This is a genomic window from Paeniglutamicibacter sp. ZC-3, assembly GCF_025847175.2.
GTDB lineage: Bacteria > Actinomycetota > Actinomycetes > Actinomycetales > Micrococcaceae > Paeniglutamicibacter > Paeniglutamicibacter sulfureus.
In genome coordinates this window covers 49,771-68,137 of sequence record NZ_JAOYTG010000007.1, presented here as the reverse complement: position 1 = coordinate 68,137, position 18,367 = coordinate 49,771, and the positions used below count along the sequence as shown (strand labels likewise).

Here is an 18,367-nt window from a genome sequence, read left to right as displayed (position 1 = left end):
TTTTCGGGGGTGTTTAGCGGAAGACGACGGTGCGGGTGTTGTTGAGCAGGATGCGGTGCTGGCAATGCCAGGTGATGGCACGGGCCAGGGCCTGGGCCTCGGCGTCGCGCCCGATCCGTGCCAGCGCGTCTGCGTCCGGGACGTGGTCGACCCGGAACACCTCCTGTTCGATGATCGGGCCCTCGTCGAGGGACTCGGTGACGTAGTGCGCGGTGGCCCCCACCATCTTCACGCCGCGGGCGTATGCCTGGTGGTAGGGCTTGGCGCCCTTGAAACCGGGCAGGAAGGAGTGGTGGATGTTGATGGCCCGTCCGTGCAGCGCGGCGGTCAGCTCGTTGGAGAGGACCTGCATGTAGCGGGCGAGCACCACCACGTCCGCCCGGTGGTCGGCGATGACGTCCTGGAGCCGGGCCTCGGCGGCGGGCTTGGTGTCGGCGGTGACCGGGATGTGGGTGAAGGGCAGACCGGCGGCCTCGGCCATGGGACGCAGGTCCTCGTGGTTGGAGACGACGCCGACCAGTTCGGCACCGAGCGTGCCGGTCCGCCAGCGGTAGATCAGGTCGTTGAGGCAGTGCCCGAACTTCGAGACCATGACCAGCACCCGCTGGGCGCGCCCGTCGTGGAATGCGAAGTCCATGTCGAACTGCCCCGCCAGTTCCCCGAATGCCGCTTCCAGTTCCCCGGCGGTGACCTCCGGGTCCCCTCCGGCCAGCGCGGTGCGCAGGAAGAGCCTGCCTCCGACATGGTCGTCGAATTGCTGGTGCTCGGCGATGTCAAAGCCGGCATCGTCGAGGAATCCCGTCACGGCCCGCACGATGCCGGGCTTGTCGGGGCAGGAGAGGGTGAGGACGAAGCGGACGCTGCGCGGGTGCGTGGCATCCCGGGTCACTGCCGTCTCGTGGATCATGGTGCTCACGTTTGCTCCCTTGGCTCGTTGAAAGGTGGTTGGTTGTGGCTGGATATTGGTGTGTGGATTGCGGACGTTCTCATGCGCCGTCGGCGCCTCGGCCAGGGCAGCGGTCTTCGGCGTCGCAGGCCTCGGTGCAGTCGTGTTTGGTCACCAGTTCGAAGGGCACTCCGCCGTGTTCGTCCACGCCGCTGCGGATGGCCCGTTCGACCACCGAGTCGGCCAGCTTCCTGCGAAGTGCCAGCGGATCGCGGCGCAGGTCCTTGACCAGGGCGATGCACAAGATGAACATGACGGCAGCGAACGGCAGAGCGGAGACGATGGTGATGTTTTTCAGCCCGTTCAGCGCCTGTCCGGGATTGTCCCCGCCGGCCAGCAACATGATGGAGGCAACCGCCCCGGTGAGCACTCCCCAGAACACGATGACGCCCTTGGAGGGTTCCAAGCGCCCATTGGTGCTCAGCGAGCCCATCACGATCGAGGCGGAGTCTGCGCCGGTGACGAAGAAGATGCCGATCAACACCATGGCCAGGATGGCAATGGCCAAGGTGACCCCGGGGCTGGCGCCAAGGTGCTGGATCAAGTCGAACATGGCGCCCTCGAAGTCGATGGAGGGTTCCCCGTCGACCATGCTCACCATCGAATCCGACGCCCCGTTTGAAGCTGCGGACTTGAGCTGGATGTCGAAGGCGGCGCCGCCGAAGATCGAGAACCAGATAACGGAGACCAGCGACGGGACCAGCAGCACCCCGGTGACGAACTGGCGGATGGTGCGTCCGCGACTGATCCGGGCAATGAACATGCCCACGAACGGCGCCCACGACACCCACCAGGCCCAATAGAAGATGGTCCAGCTCGACATCCACGCCCGCACCGACTCGTCACCGGCGGACTCGGTGCGCGAGGCCATCGAGGGCAGGTCCCGGACGAAGTCGCCGATGGCCGACGGGATCAGGTTGAGGATCAGCAGCGTGGGCCCCAACACGAACACGAGCACCGCCAGCAACAGGGCCAGGACCATGTTGATGTTGGACAGCCACTGGATGCCCCGGGAGATCCCCGAGACCGCGGAAAGCACGAAGCAGACGGTCAGTACCGTGATGACCCCAACCAGCACCGGCGAGGCGACCTTGCCGACCCAGCCGTTGAATTCGATGCCGCTGGCGATCTGCATGGCCCCGAGCCCCAGCGAGGCGGCGGTGCCGAAGAGCGTGGCGAAGATGGCCAGGATGTTCACGATCTTGCCGGCTGGCCCTTCGACCCGCGGACCGAAGAGGGAAGTGAAGGCCGAGGAGATCAACTGCCGGCGACCCAGCCGGAAGGTCGAGTAGGCCATGGCGATGCCGACCACCGCGAACATGGCCCAGGGGTGGATGCTCCAGTGGAATATCGACGTGGCCATGGCCGTCTGGATGGCCTCGGGCGTGCTCCCGTCAACCGTTCCCGGTGGCGGGGAGACGTAGTGGTAGAGCGGTTCGGCCACCCCGTAGAAAACGAGGCCGATTCCCATGCCGGCGCTGAACATCATCGAGATCCAGGAGACAGTGCGGAACTCCGGCTTTTCCCCGTCACGCCCCAGCGGGATGTTGCCGAACCGGCCTAGAGCCAGCCAGAGCACGAAGATCACGAAGAACGAGGCCAGCGAAACAAAAAACCAGCCGGTGTTCTCGGTGACCCAGGACAGTGCAGCGTTCGAGGCCGCCGAGAGCGAGGCGGTTTTGACCAGGCCCCAGATGACGAAGGCCAGCGCGAAGGCCCCGGCGACCCCGAAAGTGACCTTGTCCAGTCCCTCGGGCAGGCGCGGAATCATCCGTGTTGCCTTCCGCTCCGATTCGCCGTCCCTGAGCTCCTGCAGGATGGCGGTGTCAACTGGTGGCGCGGAACCCGCGACCGGATCCTCGACCACGTACTCGTCGGGCACGTCCGGTTCTTCGGACATGGTCTCGTCGGTGTTCACTGCCATGGGTGTTTTCCTTTGCCTGGTGAATGCGAACGTGTCTTTGGTCCGTGGACCGGGGGCGGTCACCCGCCGAGAGAACCGCTATCCCGCGGGATTGCAGTCCTGGAAATCGGGGCATCGGAGTGGCTTCGTCGCCCGTGGTGGAGCTTTGCAAGACCGTGGCGTATTGGATGCGAGCCTGCAACCGGGTGAACAGGGGCCTCCTGCGTTCAGGTGCAGTAGCTGGCGAGCAGCCCAGCGCCGTCGATAGGCATTGCGGCAATCAGGGCCGGCTTGTCCAGAAGGGCGCCACTGCGGGACAACCGTTTCGATGGACAGGCTTCGTGCATCGCGCATCGACTTCCTTTCGGCTGTTTCGTTCGATGGTTCGGCGGCGATTCAGTCTCGCTATGATCAACAGCCTTCGCCCTGTGCAACAACTGTGGCGCACGCCACAGAAGGGTGTCAAGAGGTTTAGGTCTTTTTCCTTCCGGCCATCCCGACTCTGGGGCCGCCCTGCGTCGCGCCACACCGGAATCACCCCTTTGTTGTGGAACCTGGCCCAGGCGACGCATTGGCGTAACAGTAGAAGAGTTGCGCCTACAGATGCTTGATGTTTATTACGCAATTGGGAAACAGAGGTCCCAGTACAAATCGAACCGACTTCCCGAATGCCCCGAAGTCAGGGGTTAGCCAGCCGGCTGATGATCATCTGCGGCCATTCGCAGGACCACTGCGATTGCATCTCCGCCGTACGCGAATCACCCCGGGAAAGGTCACGGAGTCCAATTTCTCTGGTACGGATAGATCGGGAACCCGGGAGCCGCATGAGGGCAGGGAAGGGAGGCCGTCCCTCCAGGACGACATCATGGGATCTTCCGGGATTCGCCCGGGAGACTTGGTGCGAGCCAGGACCCTGGCATCACAAACCTCGGTTGATGACCGTGGTATCGACCACGACGCGATGGCCAGATGGAAGGCCATCGTCGGTCATGCAGCCCGGCACGTCGTCAGCAGCGCACGGAGTGCGCCGACATCATCGACCGGCGAGCCTCAGCCGGCGGTGTAGCCAAGCGACGCGCTGACCTGCAGTCCTGCCTGTTTGAGCCCCTCCAGCAGACCGGGCTCCATTTCGGGGGCGAAGCGGAAGGCAGGGCCCGAGATGCTGATGGCACCAACGACCACGCCGAGGTGGTTGCGCACTGGCGCCGCATAGGAATTGATGCCCATCTCGAACTCCTCGAGCGCCTGAGCGTAACCGTCCTTCACGACCTGAAGCAGTTCTTTTTCCAGAGCCGTCCGGGTCCGAATGGTTTTGGCGGTGCGCTGAGGAAGCTTGGTGGCTTTCAGGATCCGCCCCCGTTCATCGGAGCTGAGGCCCGCCAACAGGACCTTGCCGCTGGAGGTCGCATGCAGGGGGGTGAGGCTGCCCAGCCAGTCATATGTCGCCAGGGTCGAAGGGCCCATGGCCTGGTCCACGTTCACCGCGTATTCCTCGCGCAGCACGGCAAGGTTGACAGTCTCTTTGTACTGCTCGGCCAAGGCCTCAATGACCGGGCGGGCCAGAGCCACCAGTGAAAGCCGGCCTGGAATGGTGCTGGCCAGCTTCAGGATGCCGAATCCCAGCTCGTATTTTCCCCGATTGGTGTTCTGCTGCACCATGCCGCGGGCCAGCAGCGAGCCCAAGAGCCTGGAAGCCGTGGACTTGTGGATCTGCAGTTCTTCGGCAACTTCGCCGACCCCGGAACTTCCGTCCCGGCCGAGGATTTCCAGGATGGCCAGGGCGCGGTCCACCGATTGGACACCCCCATGCACGGCATCGTCGTCGTCCATTTCCGGGCGATGGGATTCATCGACTGCCAAGGGCCTGCCGTCCTTTGCGTTCATCTTCATACTTGGTCGCTTTCGTCCAGCTTATGCGCTGGCCCCGGCAAGGTGCGCGCCATCGCCCCGGCGCCCAGCGCCAAGGCGGGTTGGAAGCCCCGGCGACGAGCCGGCAATACCGGCTTGGCAAGCTGCTCAAATCACGCTTTCGTCCAATCCGTTACCAAATGACCCCCTCGCCGCGTGGGGCCGACCAGTCTTCCGGACGAGGTGACCTCGCCGACACCAAACCGAGCAAATAGACCAGCCAAACCACCCTTTATGACCTAGATCGGTCACGCATTGGCGTCCCGGTGCATCACAATGGCTAATATGGGGGTTGGGCCAATTATTGTCGCGCCCTTTGAAGTCCCACCTGTTCCCGTCCCATGGAGTGTGCTGACGCATGAGCCTGATTGTCCAGAAATTCGGCGGATCTTCCGTTTCAGATGCCGAAGGCATCAAACGTGTTGCCCGTCGGATTATTGACACCAAGTCCGCCGGCCACGATGTCGTCGTGGTGGTTTCCGCCATGGGCGACACCACCGATGAACTACTCGACCTCGCCGAACAACTGACCGAAGAAGCCCCCGCCCGCGAGATGGACATGCTCCTGTCTGCAGGCGAACGCATCTCCATGGCCCTGCTGGCCATGGCCATCGACGGCCTGGGTGCCAAGGCGGCTTCCTTCACTGGCTCACAGGCCGGCATGATGACCGATGCCATCCACGGCAAGGCACGCATCATTGAGGTTTCGCCGCAGCGCGTGCGCCGCGCCATCGATCGCGGCTACGTCGCCATCGTCGCCGGGTTCCAGGGCATGAGCAAGGAATCGAACGACATCACGACCATGGGTCGCGGCGGTTCGGACACCACCGCGGTGGCGCTTGCCGCCGCACTGGGTGCCGATGTCTGTGAGATCTACACCGATGTCGATGGCATCTACACCGCCGATCCCCGCGTGGTTCCGGCGGCCCGCAAGATCGACACCATTTCCAGCGAGGAAATGCTGGAGATGGCCGCCTCCGGCGCCAAAATCCTTCACCTGCGTTGCGTTGAATATGCGCGTCGTTTCGGGGTTCCGCTTCACGTGCGGTCCTCGTTCAGCACCAATGAGGGAACCTGGGTTATGCCCAGCCCCGATGACCAGATCAAGATTCAAGAGGGAGAACCCTTGGAACAGCCCATCATTTCCGGTGTCGCCCACGACCGCTCCGAAGCCAAGGTCACGATTGTTGGCGTGCCCGACATCCCCGGCAAGGCCGCACAGATTTTTCGGGTCATTGCCGGCGCCCACGCCAACATCGACATGATCGTCCAGAACTTCTCGACTTCAGGTTCGGGCCGCACAGATATCTCCTTTACGCTTCCCATGGTCGATGGCAAGCAAGTCAAGGAGGCCCTGCGATCCGCCCAGGAGGAAATCGGCTTCGAGGACATCTCCTACAACGAGAACGTTGGCAAGCTTTCGCTCATCGGGGCAGGTATGCGTTCAAACCCGGGCGTTTCCTTCACGTTCTTCGAGGCCCTGCACCAGGCCGGCGTGAACGTGGACATGATCTCCACCTCGGAAATCCGAATCTCCATCGTCACCGACGCCAACAAGCTCGATGCCGCGGTGCGAGCCATCCACGCGGCATTCGACTTGGATGCTGAGGACGAGGCAACGGTCTACGGCGGCACCGGCCGCTAAGGTACATATGCCTTAACGCCACGCGGTCCGTGGCACCGGGGCACGCCAAGGGGCGTGCCTTCGGTGCTGCGGACCGTTTTTGGTGGTGGGCGTGGTGCGGCGGCGGAACTCTGCGGTGTTCAGGCGGGGGTGCCGGGCAGGGCGGGTGCCGTGGAGGTGTATTGGGCCCCGGTGGGGGTGGTGATCAGGATGGTGTGCCGCCCGCCGGTGTCCAGCACTTGTTCTTCCCAGCCGGTCTGTTCCTTTGTCTGGTTGCAGGCGGCGCATCGTCCGGCACTGTTGGCTTCGTTGGTCGGTCCGCCGCGGCTGTGTTGGACCACGTGGTCGAAGTGCTTGATCGGTGCGTTGCAGTAGGGTGTGCGGCAGTACTGGTCGCGGATGCGGATCAGGTCCTTGAGCGCCTTGGGAAATTGGCGGGAGCGTGAGTCCATGCCCACCAGGGCCCCGGTGTCGGGGTGGGTGTAGAGCCGCTTCAGGGCCACCTGGGAGCGGCGGCGTTCCCGGTCCTGCGGTTCGCGTCCGCCGACCAGGTTCCTGGCCCAGGTGGAGGGGACAGTGCCGTAGCCTTCTAGGAACGCCGGCTCGCTGCCGCCCTGGAGCAAGGTCCGGTCGGACATCGCCAGGTACAACATGAGCTGGGTTCCTTCAGCGGTGGACCTGCCGGTGATCCGGTCCACCGCGACGTCGACCATGATTTGGGCCCGTGTCCGGGTGTCCCCGGCCGCCTTGAGCCTGTCAACTTCGAGGGTGAGGGCCTGGCGGATCGCCAGCCCGTCCTCGACAGAGAGCATCCCGGCGACCTGCATCATCGCGTCCCGGGCCGGGAACACCGCGAGGTACCGACAGGACTTGGCCTCTTCCAGGCGCGTCAGCGCGTCGGAGCTATCGTATGCGTAGGCGAGCCGGCGGACCCGGTCGACGACGGCACGCACGCACAGGCCCTTGAGCCCTTCCGGATCGCGAAGCAGTGCCGCGTCGATCTCGCCGCGCTGCGCCGAAGGCAGGTTCGCGGTTTCGCGGTCAATGGTCCGCGCCTGGGACTCGCCGATCTTGCCGCGCACCAGGGCAATGAGGGTGAATGGCAGGTCCGAGACCAGGCGGCCGGATAAGCCCAGGAAGGCCCTGCCCTGTTCCGGGGATTCGCGGCGTGCCAGGGCGACTTGTGCCCCGACCCCGTAGGACGGGTTGTTTTCCCGCACGCCGGCCTCGGTGCGCCGGGCCACGACGTCGGCTTCCATGAGGGTTGCGGATATGACCTGGGCGCCGGCCGCGGCGCTCTTGATCTCCTCGGCCAGGGCGATCTTTTCGTGATGTTCCTTGGCGGTGCCATCCGTGTCCAGGGCCGCCAACCCGTCGCGCACGTATCGCAGGAACGCCAGGTCATCCTCGTGGCATCGCCCCGGGACAGGCGGGAGACAGGCGACGGGTGCGGGTGCGACAGGAAAGTATTCGTCGGGAGGTTCGTCTATGGAATCTCCGCTGGGATATTCATCGAACATACCTCCATTCTACGCCCGAAAACCTTCGAAAAGAAGGGCAAAAAACAAAGGAAATTACCCCAAACGCTCATGTCAAATACGCTTTATGGTTGTTCACAATCCTGCGCGGGGGGCCTTGACAAAGGTCGTTGAATCGGAGCATGCGATTCAATAATTAAGGCTTTCCCGGCCGGCGCGGCGATAATGAATGGATGCTCTCCTCCTCGCTTGCCTGGCTGCCCGAAGAGCAGTGGCTGTCGTCCGCCGCCGCTCATCAGGTGCGCGCAAAGCGTTTTGGCGAACCGTTCACGGAGCGCAGGATGAAGCGCCAGAAGCACCCGATCGAGGACTTCCTCTTTACCTATTACACACAGAAGCCTGGGCAGCTCTATCGCTGGCATCCGGGGCCCGGCGTGGTGCTATCCGGGGAGAGCGCCACGGAACGCAGAGACTGGAAGTTCTATCGCGAAGTCGTTGACGAGTCGACCGGCGAGCGCGGCTACACGGTGGACCTCGAGGCGTTTGCGCAAACCCGCACGGAGGCGATCCGGTTCGCCAACATCATCCTGGCCGGAACAGCCACCCGAGCGGCCAATTTCGCATGCTTCGGCCTGCACGAATGGGCCATGGCCTACAAATCGGCCGACAACGGGATCAGGCACGAATACCTGCCCCTGCGCCTGGGTTCGGCGGGAACCGATGCGGTGGTCCAGGAGCACAAGATCCGCTGCACCCACTTCGATGCGTTCAGGTTCTACACCCCCGAGGCCGTGCCGCTCAACGAACTGCAGCCAACCCGTGAAACCCAGCGGGACCTCGAGCAGCCCGGGTGCCTACACGCCAACATGGACCTGTACAAGTGGGCGTACAAGCTGACCCCCGCGGTGCCGAGCGACTTGGTCATGGACTGCTTCGAACTGGCGTGGGACATCCGCACCATGGACATGCAGGCCTCTCCCTACGACCTGGCCGACTGGGGCCACCGGCCCATCGCCATCGAGACTCCCGCGGGCAAGGCCGAGTACGTTCGCTTGCAGAAGGACTTTGCCGATCGGGCGCAGGTGCTGCGCGATCGCCTACTGGCCGTTGCCCAATCACTGCCGTTGCCACAGACTTAGAGGTACCGGCCGCCACCGGCGGCCGACGCATGATTGGAGGGCAACTCCATGCGGCACAGGAACCATTCGCTTCTCCCCGCGCTGCTCCTTGGTGCCGTCGCGATGCTTTCCGGGTGCGCCGGCGGCGGCGGAACCGGCGGATCGCCGAGCGCGTCGACTTCCAGCCAGGGGCAGGGCCAGGACACCGACCTGCAGATCTCGATCCGGGCCGACGGAAACGCTGAAAGCGCGCACTTCCACCTATTGTGCGACGGGCCCGTCGCCCTGGAACGGAGCAACCACCCGCGGGCCGCTGCGGCCTGCGCGCTGGTGGATGCCCACCCGCAGCTGCTCACCGAGCCCGCGGCGGGCGCCACGCGGATGTGCACCCAGCAATACGGCGGTCCGGCCATCGCACGGGTGACGGGCACGCGGGACGGGCAGGCGGTGGAGCGCACCTTCGACCTGCATGACGGCTGCGCGATTTCCGACTGGACCGCCGCCTTGGCGCTACTGGTCGACCAACCTTCAGGGCAACTGCAATAGGGAGGGGGCCTCAGCCCTGCACCAGGTAGCGGTGTTCGGGCCTGCCCCGGCTGCCATAGGCCAGCTCCAGGCGCAGCGATCCGGCCTGCACCAGGTTGGCCAGGTAGCGCTGGGCCGTGGCGCGGGAAATCCCCACGGCGGTGACCACCTGCATGACGGTGGCAGGTTCCCCCGCGGCGGCAACCGCGGCGAGCACCGCCTGCTCGGTGGGCGTAGCCACGGCCGTGCCACCTTCCTCACCGGCCAGCAGCGTGCGCTGCGCCCGGTCGATGGCCTGTTGGTCCAGCCCGGTTGCGGTGTCCAGTTGCCGGCGGTAGCGGGCGTAGGCCCGAAGGCGCGAGGCAAGGACCTTCGGGTCGAACGGCTTGACCAGGTATCCCAGCGCGCCGCGCCGGATGGCGGTGCGCACCGCATCGACCTCGGTGGCAGCCGAGAGCACGAAGGCGTCCACGTCGAGGGTGGCCAGCAGGTCCAGGCCCGAGCCCTGGGGCAGGTAGACGTCCAGCAGCAGCAAATCCGGCTGCTGCTCGGCCACGGCGCGCGGCACCATGCGGGCATCGTGCACCGGCGCCAGGGCGCGGAAGCCCGGCACCGAATCGACGTAGCCGGCGTGTAGCGCCGCCACCCGGAAATCGTCGTCGACGACCAGGACCTTGTAGTCGGTTGTCTCGGTCATGGTGCTTCGGTCCTTTCGGGAGATCCTGATTCGGTGGACAGCACCCCGGGCAGGCGTGCGGCGAAGACCGCTCCCGCCGCCGGGTGTGCGGTGTTTTCGGGTGCCGCAGGCTCCTGGCGGCCACCGGGATCCGCGATCCAGACCTCGCCGCCGCGGGTGCGCGCCAGGCGGCGCACCAGCGGCAGCCCCACGCCCTGCCCGCGCTCCGGGGAGCCCGGCAGCGCCCCGGTGCTGACCCCTTCGGCGAAGACGTCGAGCCCGGGTTCGACCCCGGTCCCGGAATCTGCGACGGCCAGGTGCAGCGTAGAGCCCTCGGACAGCAGGTCGACCTCGACCCAGCGCGGGGCCGGGCCCTCCACCGCCGCACGCAGCGCGTTGTCGATCAGGTTTCCCAGCACCGCGGTGGCGTCCTGGGCGTCGATGAGGCTTCCGTAGAGCGCGCTGGCATCCCCCACGCGCAGCACCACGCCGCGCTCGTACGCCTGGACGCCCTTGGCCCCGAGGAAGGCCCGCAGGTAGGTGTCCTCGATGGCCTCGAGGTTCTGCACCGGCTCGCGCACCGGCCCGGACTCGATGACCTCGCCGAGGTAGTCGCGGGCCTCGTCCACGTCCCCGTGGTGCAGCAGCCCGGAGATGGTGTGCAGCCGGTTGGCGAATTCGTGGCGCTGGGCGCGCAATGCCGAGGCCATGGTCTCCACCGCGTCCAGCCGCGAGCCCAGGGTCTCGATGGTGGTGACATCGCGCAGCAACACCACCTGGCCCAGGTCGGTGCCGTCGCGTCGCACCGGGTGGACGGTGGCGACCAGCGCTGCGCGCTCGGTTTCCAGGCGAAGCGTTGCACCGTCGCAGGTGGCGATGGCGGCAACCAACGGCGCGGGCAACTTCGCCTCGGTATAGGGCAGCCCGATGATGTCGGAGGATTCATGGCGGTGCGGCAGCCCCAGCATGATCCGCGCCGCCCGGTTGCGCACGCTCACCCGTCCGTCGGGGCCGATGCCGATGACGCCGTCGGCCACGCCGTAGAGCACTGCGTCGCGGTCCCGCAGCAGCTGCGCCATTTCGGCTGGTTCCAGCCCCAGGGTCTGGGCCTTGAGCCGGCGCACCAGCCAGCGCGTCGACGCCGCGGAAAGGCCCAGTGCGGCGAGCCCCAGCCCCAACACCCAGAAGCCGGCCACGCGCAGCCGGGCCGCCAATTCCTGGATCCCGACCCCGACGCTGACCTCCCCGACCACCGTGTCCGAAGCGGGCGCGAAGACCGGCACTTTGGCGCGCACCGATTCGCCCAGGGTCCCGTGCTCGCGGGACACCGATTCCTGGCCCGACAGCGCGACGGGATCGGTGGAGACCCTTTGGCCCAACAGGGATTCGGTGGGGTGCGCCAGCCGGATCCCGCGGTCCTCGGTGACCACCACGAAGAAGGCCCCGGTGCGCGTGCGCGCCGCCTCCGCCGCACGCTGCACGTACCCGGCGCGCAGGGCCGCGGCGTCGAGCGAGTTGTCGTCGTCGGCATGGCCCTTCACCTGTGCCCGGATCTCAGGGTCGGCGGCGAGCGTGCGGGCGATGGCCAGGGCGCGCTCCTGGGCCTGCTCGTTGACGCGTTCCACGGTCACCCACATGGCGCCGGCGGCAGCGGCGAGGATCATCATTCCCACCACGGCAAATTGCAGGCCCATGATCCGGGCGGCGAAACCGCGGGAGGGCTTTGGCTCTTGGGGCATGAAACCAGTTTAGGACCTTCGTGGGCTTTATGAGCAAAAAAGGATTTAGGGGAAGAAGGGTGCTTTGTGGGCACAACCACACTGGCGTGATGCGCACCACGTAGCGTGTATATCCGCGGTGCATCGGGCGGCCAACGCTTCCGGCCCCCACAGGCACCGACTCCCATCACTCGCGTAGAAATACGCACCATCTTTAGAAGGAGACCCCCCATGCTGGTAGCACTCGGGTTCCTGATGGTCGCCACGTTCATGGCGCTCATCATGACCAAGCGCATGACCCCGTTGTTGGCGCTGATCATCGTGCCAACCGTCTTCGGCCTCTTTGCCGGCGCCGGCCTGGGGCTCGGCGACATGGTCATGGACGCCGTGAAGTCCATGTCCGGAACCGCCGCACTGCTGATGTTCGCCATCATGTACTTCGGCATCATGATCGACGTGGGGCTCTTCGACAAGCTGGTCGACGGCATCCTGAAGCTGGTCGGCAACGACCCGGCCAAGGTCGTCATGGGCACCGCGCTGCTCACCGGCCTGATTTCCCTGGACGGCGACGGCTCCACCACCTTCATCGTGGTCACCGCGGCGCTGCTGCCGATCTACCTGCGCCTGGGCATGAGCCCGGTGGTGCTGACCTGTGTTGCAGGTTTGACCAACGGCACGCTGAACATCGTCCCCTGGGGCGGTCCGACCGCCCGCGCCGCGGCCGCCCTGCACGTGGACGCCTCGGCAGTGTTCGTCCCGATGATCCCGGCACTGGCAGTCGGCCTGGTTGTCGTCTTCGGCTTCGCCTGGGCCATGGGCATCTCCGAGCGCAAGCGCCTGCAGCGCGAAGACCCGCTGCGCTGGGGCCCGGGTTCGGTCATGACCGGCGGCACGTCCGGCTCCTCCGACTCCGGAAACACCAAGACCCCTGCAGGCGGCCGCGGCGTCGCCCTGCTGGAAAAGGTTGCAGTGCGCGGCGACGGCACCGAAACCGCCACCATGAACGGCACGGTCCTGGACCCGACCCGCGAGACCCTGCGCCCGAAGCTGTTCTGGTTCAACCTCTCGATGACCGTGGCCATCTTCGTGCTGCTGATCCTGGACCTGATGCCGCTGTCCTACCTGTTCATGGTCGGCACCGCCGTCGCCCTGCTGGTGAACTTCCCGAAGATCTCCGACCAGGCCAAGATGATTGCCTCCCACGCCTCCTCGGTGATCGCCGTGGTCTCCATGGTGCTTGCCGCCGCAGTGCTCACCGGCGTGCTCTCGGGCACCGGCATGGTCGACGCGATGAGCGCCTGGCTGGTCGACGTCATCCCCACCTCGATGGGCCCGTACCTGGCGATCCTCACCGGCATCATCTCGATCCCCGCCACGTTCTTCATGAGCAACGACGCGTTCTACTTCGGCATCCTGCCGGTGCTCACCGAGGCGGGAGCCCACTACGGCATCCCCGCCGTGGACATGGCCCGCGCCTCGATCACCGGCCAGCCGGTCCACATGCAGTCGCCGCTGGTTCCCGCGATCCTGCTGCTGGTCTCGATGGCCAAGGTCGACCTGGGCGACCACCACAAGAAGGTCCTCTGGCGCGCACTGGTCGTCTCCCTGGTGATGCTCGCCGTCGGCGTGCTCACCGGCGCCATCGGCATCGGCTAGGAAGCACCTCACGCCGACACGGCAACGCACCGCACCAGGGGGCGGAGGACGGGAAACCGACCTCCGCCCCCTCTGCCTGCGTGCAGTGACACAGGTGGCGCTTAACCTCGCCGAAACCGACGTGTGAAAAGCTTAGGGATACGCGAAAGAGTGAGGCGACACCCATGGAATTCCTGCTGCTGTTGGTCGGCCTGCTGTTCGGGACGGTGCTGGTGGTCGGGCTGGGCGAACGAATGCGCCTGCCCTACCCCATCCTGATGCTGCTCTTCTCCGCCGGGGCGGCGTTCCTGCCGTTCATCCCCGAGGTCCACATCAACCCGGAACTCATCCTTCCGCTCTTCCTGCCGCCGCTGCTCTACGCGGCTGCCCAGCGCAGTTCCTGGTCGATCTTCCGGCTGCGGTGGCGCTCGCTGGTGCTGCTGGCCGTGCTGCTGGTCCTCGCGACCACCGCCGCCGTGGCGGGTGTCGCCTGGCTCATGGTTTCGTCCATGGCCTTGCCGCTGGCCATCGCACTGGGCGCCATCGTGGCCCCGCCCGATCCCGTCGCGGTGGAGGCCATCGCCAGCAAGGTCAAGATGCGCCGCCGCCTCATCACGGTTCTGCAGACCGAGGGCCTGTTCAACGACGCCATGGCCATCGTGATCTTCCAGGCGGCCGTTGCCGCTGCCATGAGCGGAGGCGAGGTCGGTTGGAACGTCGTGCCGAAGTTCCTCATCGGCGCGGCCGGCGCCATCGTCCTGGGCCTGGCCATGGCCTGGCTGATCGGCACCCTGAACCGCTTCGTCCCGAACCTGGTGGCCCGCTCGGCCGCGACGCTGGTGGCGCCCTACGCGGTGTACCTGCTGGCCGAGGAAGTCCACTTCTCCGGCGTCGTTGCTGTGGTGGTCACGGCCCTGGAACTGGGGCGCAGGGCCCGCCCGCAGGACTCCGAGGAACGCCTGACCCGGACCGCCTTCTGGGACGTGGTGGAGCTGTTGACCACCGGCGTCGCCTTCGGACTGGTGGGCATCGAGATGCGCTACATCATCCAGGACGAGGGCAAGAACCTGCTGACCTTCATCCCCGGCATCGCGGCCATCTGCGCCACCGTCGTGCTGGTGCGCTTCGGCTGGATGATGGCCATGTACAAGATCGGCGGGACCGAACGCAAGAACAAGACTCCCGGATCGCTCAAGGAAGTCCTGGTGCTCTCCTGGTGCGGGATGCGCGGGCTGGCCACACTGGCGCTGGCACTGGCCCTCCCCTCGACCATGGCCGATGGACAACCGCTCGAGGGGCGCAACTTCGTGGTGGCAACGGCCTGCACGGTGCTGATCGTGACGCTGGTTTTGCCTGGCCTGACGCTTCCGGCCCTGATGCGGGCGCTCAAGCTTCCCAATGACCACGCCGTCGAAGAGCGGACCCAGCGTGCACTGGCCCGGCGGGCGGAGAAGGTCGCGCTGGAAACCATGAAGCGCTCGAAGGCCGCCGCGGCCCTTCCTGCCGAACGCCGCCAGTCCCTGGCCCGGCGCATGTCCTCGCTGCACACCATTCTCGAGGCCGACTTCGAGAAGGACCCGGAAAAGATGCTGCGCCTGAAGCAGATCCTCACCATCATGGACGATGTCCAGCGCGAGGCACTTGATGCCGCACGCGAGGAAATGCTCAAGGCCCGCAACGAACCGGGCAATGACCCCGAACTGGTGGACAGGGTGCTGCGCCGCTTGGACCTGCGCACCGTCACGCTGGACCACTGACAGCTCGTCGGGTCCCACCCTCCAAAGGATCGGGTGCAAGTGACGGCGCACGGTTGAGTGCAAGCTCGATGAAGGCAGGGGCTCGCCCGGGCAGCCGGCTGCCTTCCAGCCATCCAATCGTGGCTTCCGCTGAAATCGGACTGGGCTCCATCCTCAGGGGCTTTACCGGGTGGCCTTCGTAGCTCATGGGAGGGGGGGCAAGGTCGTTGGTTGCCGGAACAACGAGTACCCTCCACGCGCGGCCATTGAACGGATCACTTCGAAGTGCGAAGACCTCAACCCGATCCGGGGAACAAGCCCCTGCCGGGAAAGGTCGACGAGGATGTCCTCGCCCATACTCCACCCAGCGAAAAGGGATGGTTGCCGGCGCCAGAGAAGAAAAACAGCCGGCGGCCACCCGGCATTCCGCCAATCAGGCCTCGCGCACGGCCACGAACAGGGCTCGGGCACGCCCCGCAACATCGGCATCGCGCATGGATAGCACCGAGACCAGGTATTCGAGCTTGTGGATCTGCGCCGTGTAATCCGGGCCGAAGCGCTGGGCCAGCGGGCGGGCGGCGAGTTCCCCGGCCATGCGCCAGGCCACGGCCAGCGCACTTTCGAAGAGTCGTTGGTCGCCGGAGGCCGCCAGCGGGACCGAGCCGCGATCGACCATGAACACCGCATTGAGCCGCGAATCGTCCAACCCCATGGTCAGGGCCTCAAGTTCCCGGCGCACGGTGCGCAACCTGGCAGCGCCCTTGCCGAAGCGGCCCAGGCGCATGGACATGCTGCCGCCGTAGAGAAGCACCTGGTAACCGATGACCAGAACAAGCCCATTGGTCGGGAACAGCAACCAGAACAGGGGATCCAAATTGGAGTCCAGCTCCCGCTGGTCGTTCAGCGGCAGAACCCTCGCCAGGCGATCCAGGGTGTTGGACACCGCCCACTCGGGTGACATCTCGGGGGTGAAACGGTTGGTATTCCAGTCGAACCTGCCCAGCGCGGCAGTTACGCCGGTTGCGACCGCCGAGGTCAACCACGCGGGCGCCGTGGTGGATCCGTCATCAAAGAACCACACGGGCAGCACCACCTCTCCGGGGAGCAGTTCCCCGCTGCCCTCGTCAACCAAGTGGGGGTATTGGGCCTTGATCGTCCACATGGATTCCACCAGCAGCTTGGGGTCGAAACGGGTATATGCGAAAGGGTCGGAGGGGTCGTAAATCTTCGCTCGGACCTCGGGGTCCATGGTGAGCTGCAGCTCATCCTCAGCGTCCCGGGCAACCACCGTCACCACGAGGTCTTCGGTGAAATCGACCGGGAGGCCGCGGCGGATTTCATCCACGTCGAATTTGCTGTCGTCGGGCTCAAAGCGCAATGCCTGCAATGGCCGGTTTCCGGTCGGCACGGCTTCGGCCACGTCTTCGATACCGACGATGACCATCGAGCTCAGCATGGCCGAGGCCAGCACCAGGACGATGCCGGCGAGCACCTTGGCGCTCCGGCGGACGCCCGTGCGGAGTGAGGGATGCAGCGGGGTCTTGCCGCGCGCCGGTTCCGCTGCGTCATCGAATTCAGGGAGCCTGCCGAACGCTTCGCGGGCCATGGCATTCACCTCGTCCACCGCGTTCAGGGACAGCCGCGAACCCTGGGGAGTCAAGCCAAGGCTCGTACGCAACACGCTCAGGTCTTCGGCGGGCCTCGGGGCCGCCAAAGGTCGTCGCCGAAGCATGCGGCGCAACCTCCGCGGGCGGCCCAATTTCCGGGAGAGCGCATGCGCCTGGCGCTTGAGTACACGCTCCGCTTGGTCCCAGGCGCGCACGGCATGTTTGGACCCGCCCGTCTTGCCGGTGCTTGCCGCAAGCAGGGCGTCCAATGCGGATTCAAGGTCGGTGACGGCCCGCGGATCGATCGCGCCGGCCGGGGCGGCGCGCAGGCGCGCCAATAGTTCCCTGGTGGCGAATGCCAGCGGTGCGGTCAACCGCTGGAAGGTGTTTTCGCCGCCGCGGAAGCGTCCAATGACGGCACCGGCACCCATCACGGCGTCGGCCGATGCGGCCAATTGCGACACCAGGGATTCGAAACTTTCGAGCTTTCGGGCGGTTTCCGGTGTCATGCCGCTGCCGCGCGCATGCACCGCTGCGACGACCTTTTCCTCGGTGCGCGCCAAGTCCAGCGACGCCTTGCGCACCTTGGCCCAAGCGGCAGTGAACCCGCGGGGGCGTTGCCCCGGGTCGACGGCGAGGTAGGTCACCTCGAGGGCATCGAGCTCCAGGACCACGCCTGCAAGTTGGCGCTGCGCGGCGGTGAGCCGGCGGAAGCGGGCCCCCCACCGGGAACGGCGGCGTTGTGCCTTGGAGAGGGCGAACGCCGTCAGCGCCAGGCCCAGCGCAGTGGCCATGATCCAGGGCCAGGGCGAAGGCGGAGACCCGTGGTCGAGGTGCCGGGATGCTTCTTGTGCCGCGGCGATGACTGCCAGTGGCCCGTGGCCGATTCCGACATTGGCCTGGTATGCATCGTGGATACCCTGGCCGACGGCGAGGTTTTGGGCCGGATCCTCGAAGAAGGGGCGGATTGCCACCTTGTCGCGGGCTTGGGCTCGCCTGATCGAGCCGTCGTAGTTATCGATCGTTGCAGCTTTCGGGAGCTTGGTGCTCAGCAGGATATCGGTGCCCGGGGCGAGGTTTCCCTGCTGTTCCTCGAGACTCAGCGTCCGGTCGGTGACCGTGAGGGTGAGCGGTTGCCAGGAAGCGACGGGTCGGTCCAGTGCGGCTTCGACCGTTTCCCGGGAGATGTTCCACGGCTGCTGGCCCTCAATGACGATCCGGACCTCGGAATCCGGTTGGGTGGCGATGTTCACGAGCCCGGTGGTTCCGAAAACCACGGTGACAGCCCCGAGAAGGATGGATATCCAGGGGAGGCCGAAATTCGGTTTGTTGCCGGAACGGGCGGGCGGTGTGGCTTTGCGGCTCATGGACTCAATCAGGCGTATGCGGGCGCGAACCAGCCAATTCTAACGAAAATTGAATAAATGTCAGGCCGCGGAATACCCGGCCCTACGCTTTTGGAAAACATCAGAACCAGGCGAGCCAACCGCGAA

At 65.8% G+C, this 18,367-nt stretch carries 12 protein-coding genes; 5 read left to right on the top strand and 7 right to left on the bottom strand.

Annotated elements, in window-relative coordinates:
* Nucleotides 1-13: 13 nt before the first annotated feature.
* From purU to OIU93_RS09615, 3 genes are all read right to left on the bottom strand, one after another.
* Entirely contained in the window at nt 14-907 is an 894-nt protein-coding gene (gene purU / locus OIU93_RS09625; RefSeq protein WP_264269953.1) for a formyltetrahydrofolate deformylase, read from the bottom strand.
* A gap of 79 nt (nt 908-986) precedes the next feature.
* Nucleotides 987-2,870, bottom strand: a complete 1,884-nt coding sequence (locus OIU93_RS09620; protein ID WP_264269863.1) for a BCCT family transporter — start codon at nt 2,868-2,870, stop codon at nt 987-989.
* Between the two features lie 1,029 nt (nt 2,871-3,899).
* A complete protein-coding gene (locus tag OIU93_RS09615) occupies nt 3,900-4,679 on the bottom strand; it encodes an IclR family transcriptional regulator (RefSeq protein ID WP_264269952.1) in 780 nt (259 codons plus the stop codon).
* A gap of 436 nt (nt 4,680-5,115) precedes the next feature.
* On the opposite strand from OIU93_RS09615, the gene OIU93_RS09610 reads away from it, so the two are divergent.
* Nucleotides 5,116-6,402, top strand: a complete 1,287-nt coding sequence (locus tag OIU93_RS09610; protein WP_264269862.1) for an aspartate kinase — start codon at nt 5,116-5,118, stop codon at nt 6,400-6,402.
* 119 nt (nt 6,403-6,521) lie between these two features.
* Here OIU93_RS09610 and OIU93_RS09605 read toward each other — a convergent pair whose 3' ends face one another.
* Nucleotides 6,522-7,901: an HNH endonuclease gene (locus OIU93_RS09605; protein ID WP_264269861.1), complete on the bottom strand. Its 1,380-nt coding sequence runs from the start codon at nt 7,899-7,901 to the stop codon at nt 6,522-6,524.
* 191 nt (nt 7,902-8,092) lie between these two features.
* Here OIU93_RS09605 and OIU93_RS09600 point away from each other — a divergent pair, with 191 nt between their 5' ends.
* Together OIU93_RS09600 and OIU93_RS09595 are read left to right on the top strand one after the other, a co-directional pair.
* The gene (locus OIU93_RS09600) at nt 8,093-8,998 is read left to right on the top strand and encodes a 3-methyladenine DNA glycosylase (protein ID WP_264269860.1); all 906 of its coding nucleotides are present in this window, start codon (nt 8,093-8,095) and stop codon (nt 8,996-8,998) included.
* Nucleotides 8,999-9,046: 48 nt separating this feature from the next.
* On the top strand, nt 9,047-9,523 hold the full coding sequence (locus OIU93_RS09595) for a hypothetical protein (RefSeq protein ID WP_264269859.1): 477 nt from the start codon (nt 9,047-9,049) through the stop codon (nt 9,521-9,523).
* A gap of 10 nt (nt 9,524-9,533) precedes the next feature.
* Here OIU93_RS09595 and OIU93_RS09590 read toward each other — a convergent pair whose 3' ends face one another.
* Nucleotides 9,534-10,199, bottom strand: a complete 666-nt coding sequence (locus OIU93_RS09590; protein ID WP_264269858.1) for a response regulator — start codon at nt 10,197-10,199, stop codon at nt 9,534-9,536.
* Nucleotides 10,196-11,917, bottom strand: a complete 1,722-nt coding sequence (locus tag OIU93_RS09585) for an ATP-binding protein (protein ID WP_264269857.1) — start codon at nt 11,915-11,917, stop codon at nt 10,196-10,198. Before OIU93_RS09585 ends, OIU93_RS09590 begins: the two co-directional genes overlap by 4 nt.
* Before the next feature lie 210 nt (nt 11,918-12,127).
* On the opposite strand from OIU93_RS09585, the gene OIU93_RS09580 reads away from it, so the two are divergent.
* Both OIU93_RS09580 and OIU93_RS09575 read left to right on the top strand, forming a co-directional pair.
* Entirely contained in the window at nt 12,128-13,552 is a 1,425-nt protein-coding gene (locus OIU93_RS09580) for a CitMHS family transporter (protein ID WP_264269856.1), read from the top strand.
* 164 nt (nt 13,553-13,716) lie between these two features.
* Nucleotides 13,717-15,288, top strand: a complete 1,572-nt coding sequence (locus tag OIU93_RS09575) for a Na+/H+ antiporter (RefSeq protein ID WP_264269855.1) — start codon at nt 13,717-13,719, stop codon at nt 15,286-15,288.
* A gap of 412 nt (nt 15,289-15,700) precedes the next feature.
* On the opposite strand, the gene OIU93_RS09570 is transcribed toward OIU93_RS09575, so the two are convergent.
* Nucleotides 15,701-18,241: a DUF5129 domain-containing protein gene (locus tag OIU93_RS09570; protein ID WP_264269854.1), complete on the bottom strand. Its 2,541-nt coding sequence runs from the start codon at nt 18,239-18,241 to the stop codon at nt 15,701-15,703.
* Nucleotides 18,242-18,367 lie beyond the last annotated feature (126 nt).

Excerpts from the sequence above, each read along its gene's own strand:
- OIU93_RS09585 (WP_264269857.1), bottom strand. The coding sequence starts at position 11,917 with ATGCCCCAAGAGCCAAAGCCCTCCCGCGGTTTCGCCGCCCGGATCATG.
- OIU93_RS09615 (WP_264269952.1), bottom strand. The coding sequence starts at position 4,679 with ATGGACGACGACGATGCCGTGCATGGGGGTGTCCAATCGGTGGACCGC.
- OIU93_RS09605 (WP_264269861.1), bottom strand. The coding sequence starts at position 7,901 with ATGTTCGATGAATATCCCAGCGGAGATTCCATAGACGAACCTCCCGAC.
- OIU93_RS09595 (WP_264269859.1), top strand. The coding sequence starts at position 9,047 with ATGCGGCACAGGAACCATTCGCTTCTCCCCGCGCTGCTCCTTGGTGCC.
- OIU93_RS09580 (WP_264269856.1), top strand. The coding sequence starts at position 12,128 with ATGCTGGTAGCACTCGGGTTCCTGATGGTCGCCACGTTCATGGCGCTC.
- OIU93_RS09610 (WP_264269862.1), top strand. The coding sequence starts at position 5,116 with ATGAGCCTGATTGTCCAGAAATTCGGCGGATCTTCCGTTTCAGATGCC.
- OIU93_RS09620 (WP_264269863.1), bottom strand. The coding sequence starts at position 2,870 with ATGGCAGTGAACACCGACGAGACCATGTCCGAAGAACCGGACGTGCCC.
- purU (WP_264269953.1), bottom strand. The coding sequence starts at position 907 with ATGATCCACGAGACGGCAGTGACCCGGGATGCCACGCACCCGCGCAGC.
- OIU93_RS09575 (WP_264269855.1), top strand. The coding sequence starts at position 13,717 with ATGGAATTCCTGCTGCTGTTGGTCGGCCTGCTGTTCGGGACGGTGCTG.
- OIU93_RS09570 (WP_264269854.1), bottom strand. The coding sequence starts at position 18,241 with ATGAGCCGCAAAGCCACACCGCCCGCCCGTTCCGGCAACAAACCGAAT.
- OIU93_RS09600 (WP_264269860.1), top strand. The coding sequence starts at position 8,093 with ATGCTCTCCTCCTCGCTTGCCTGGCTGCCCGAAGAGCAGTGGCTGTCG.
- OIU93_RS09590 (WP_264269858.1), bottom strand. The coding sequence starts at position 10,199 with ATGACCGAGACAACCGACTACAAGGTCCTGGTCGTCGACGACGATTTC.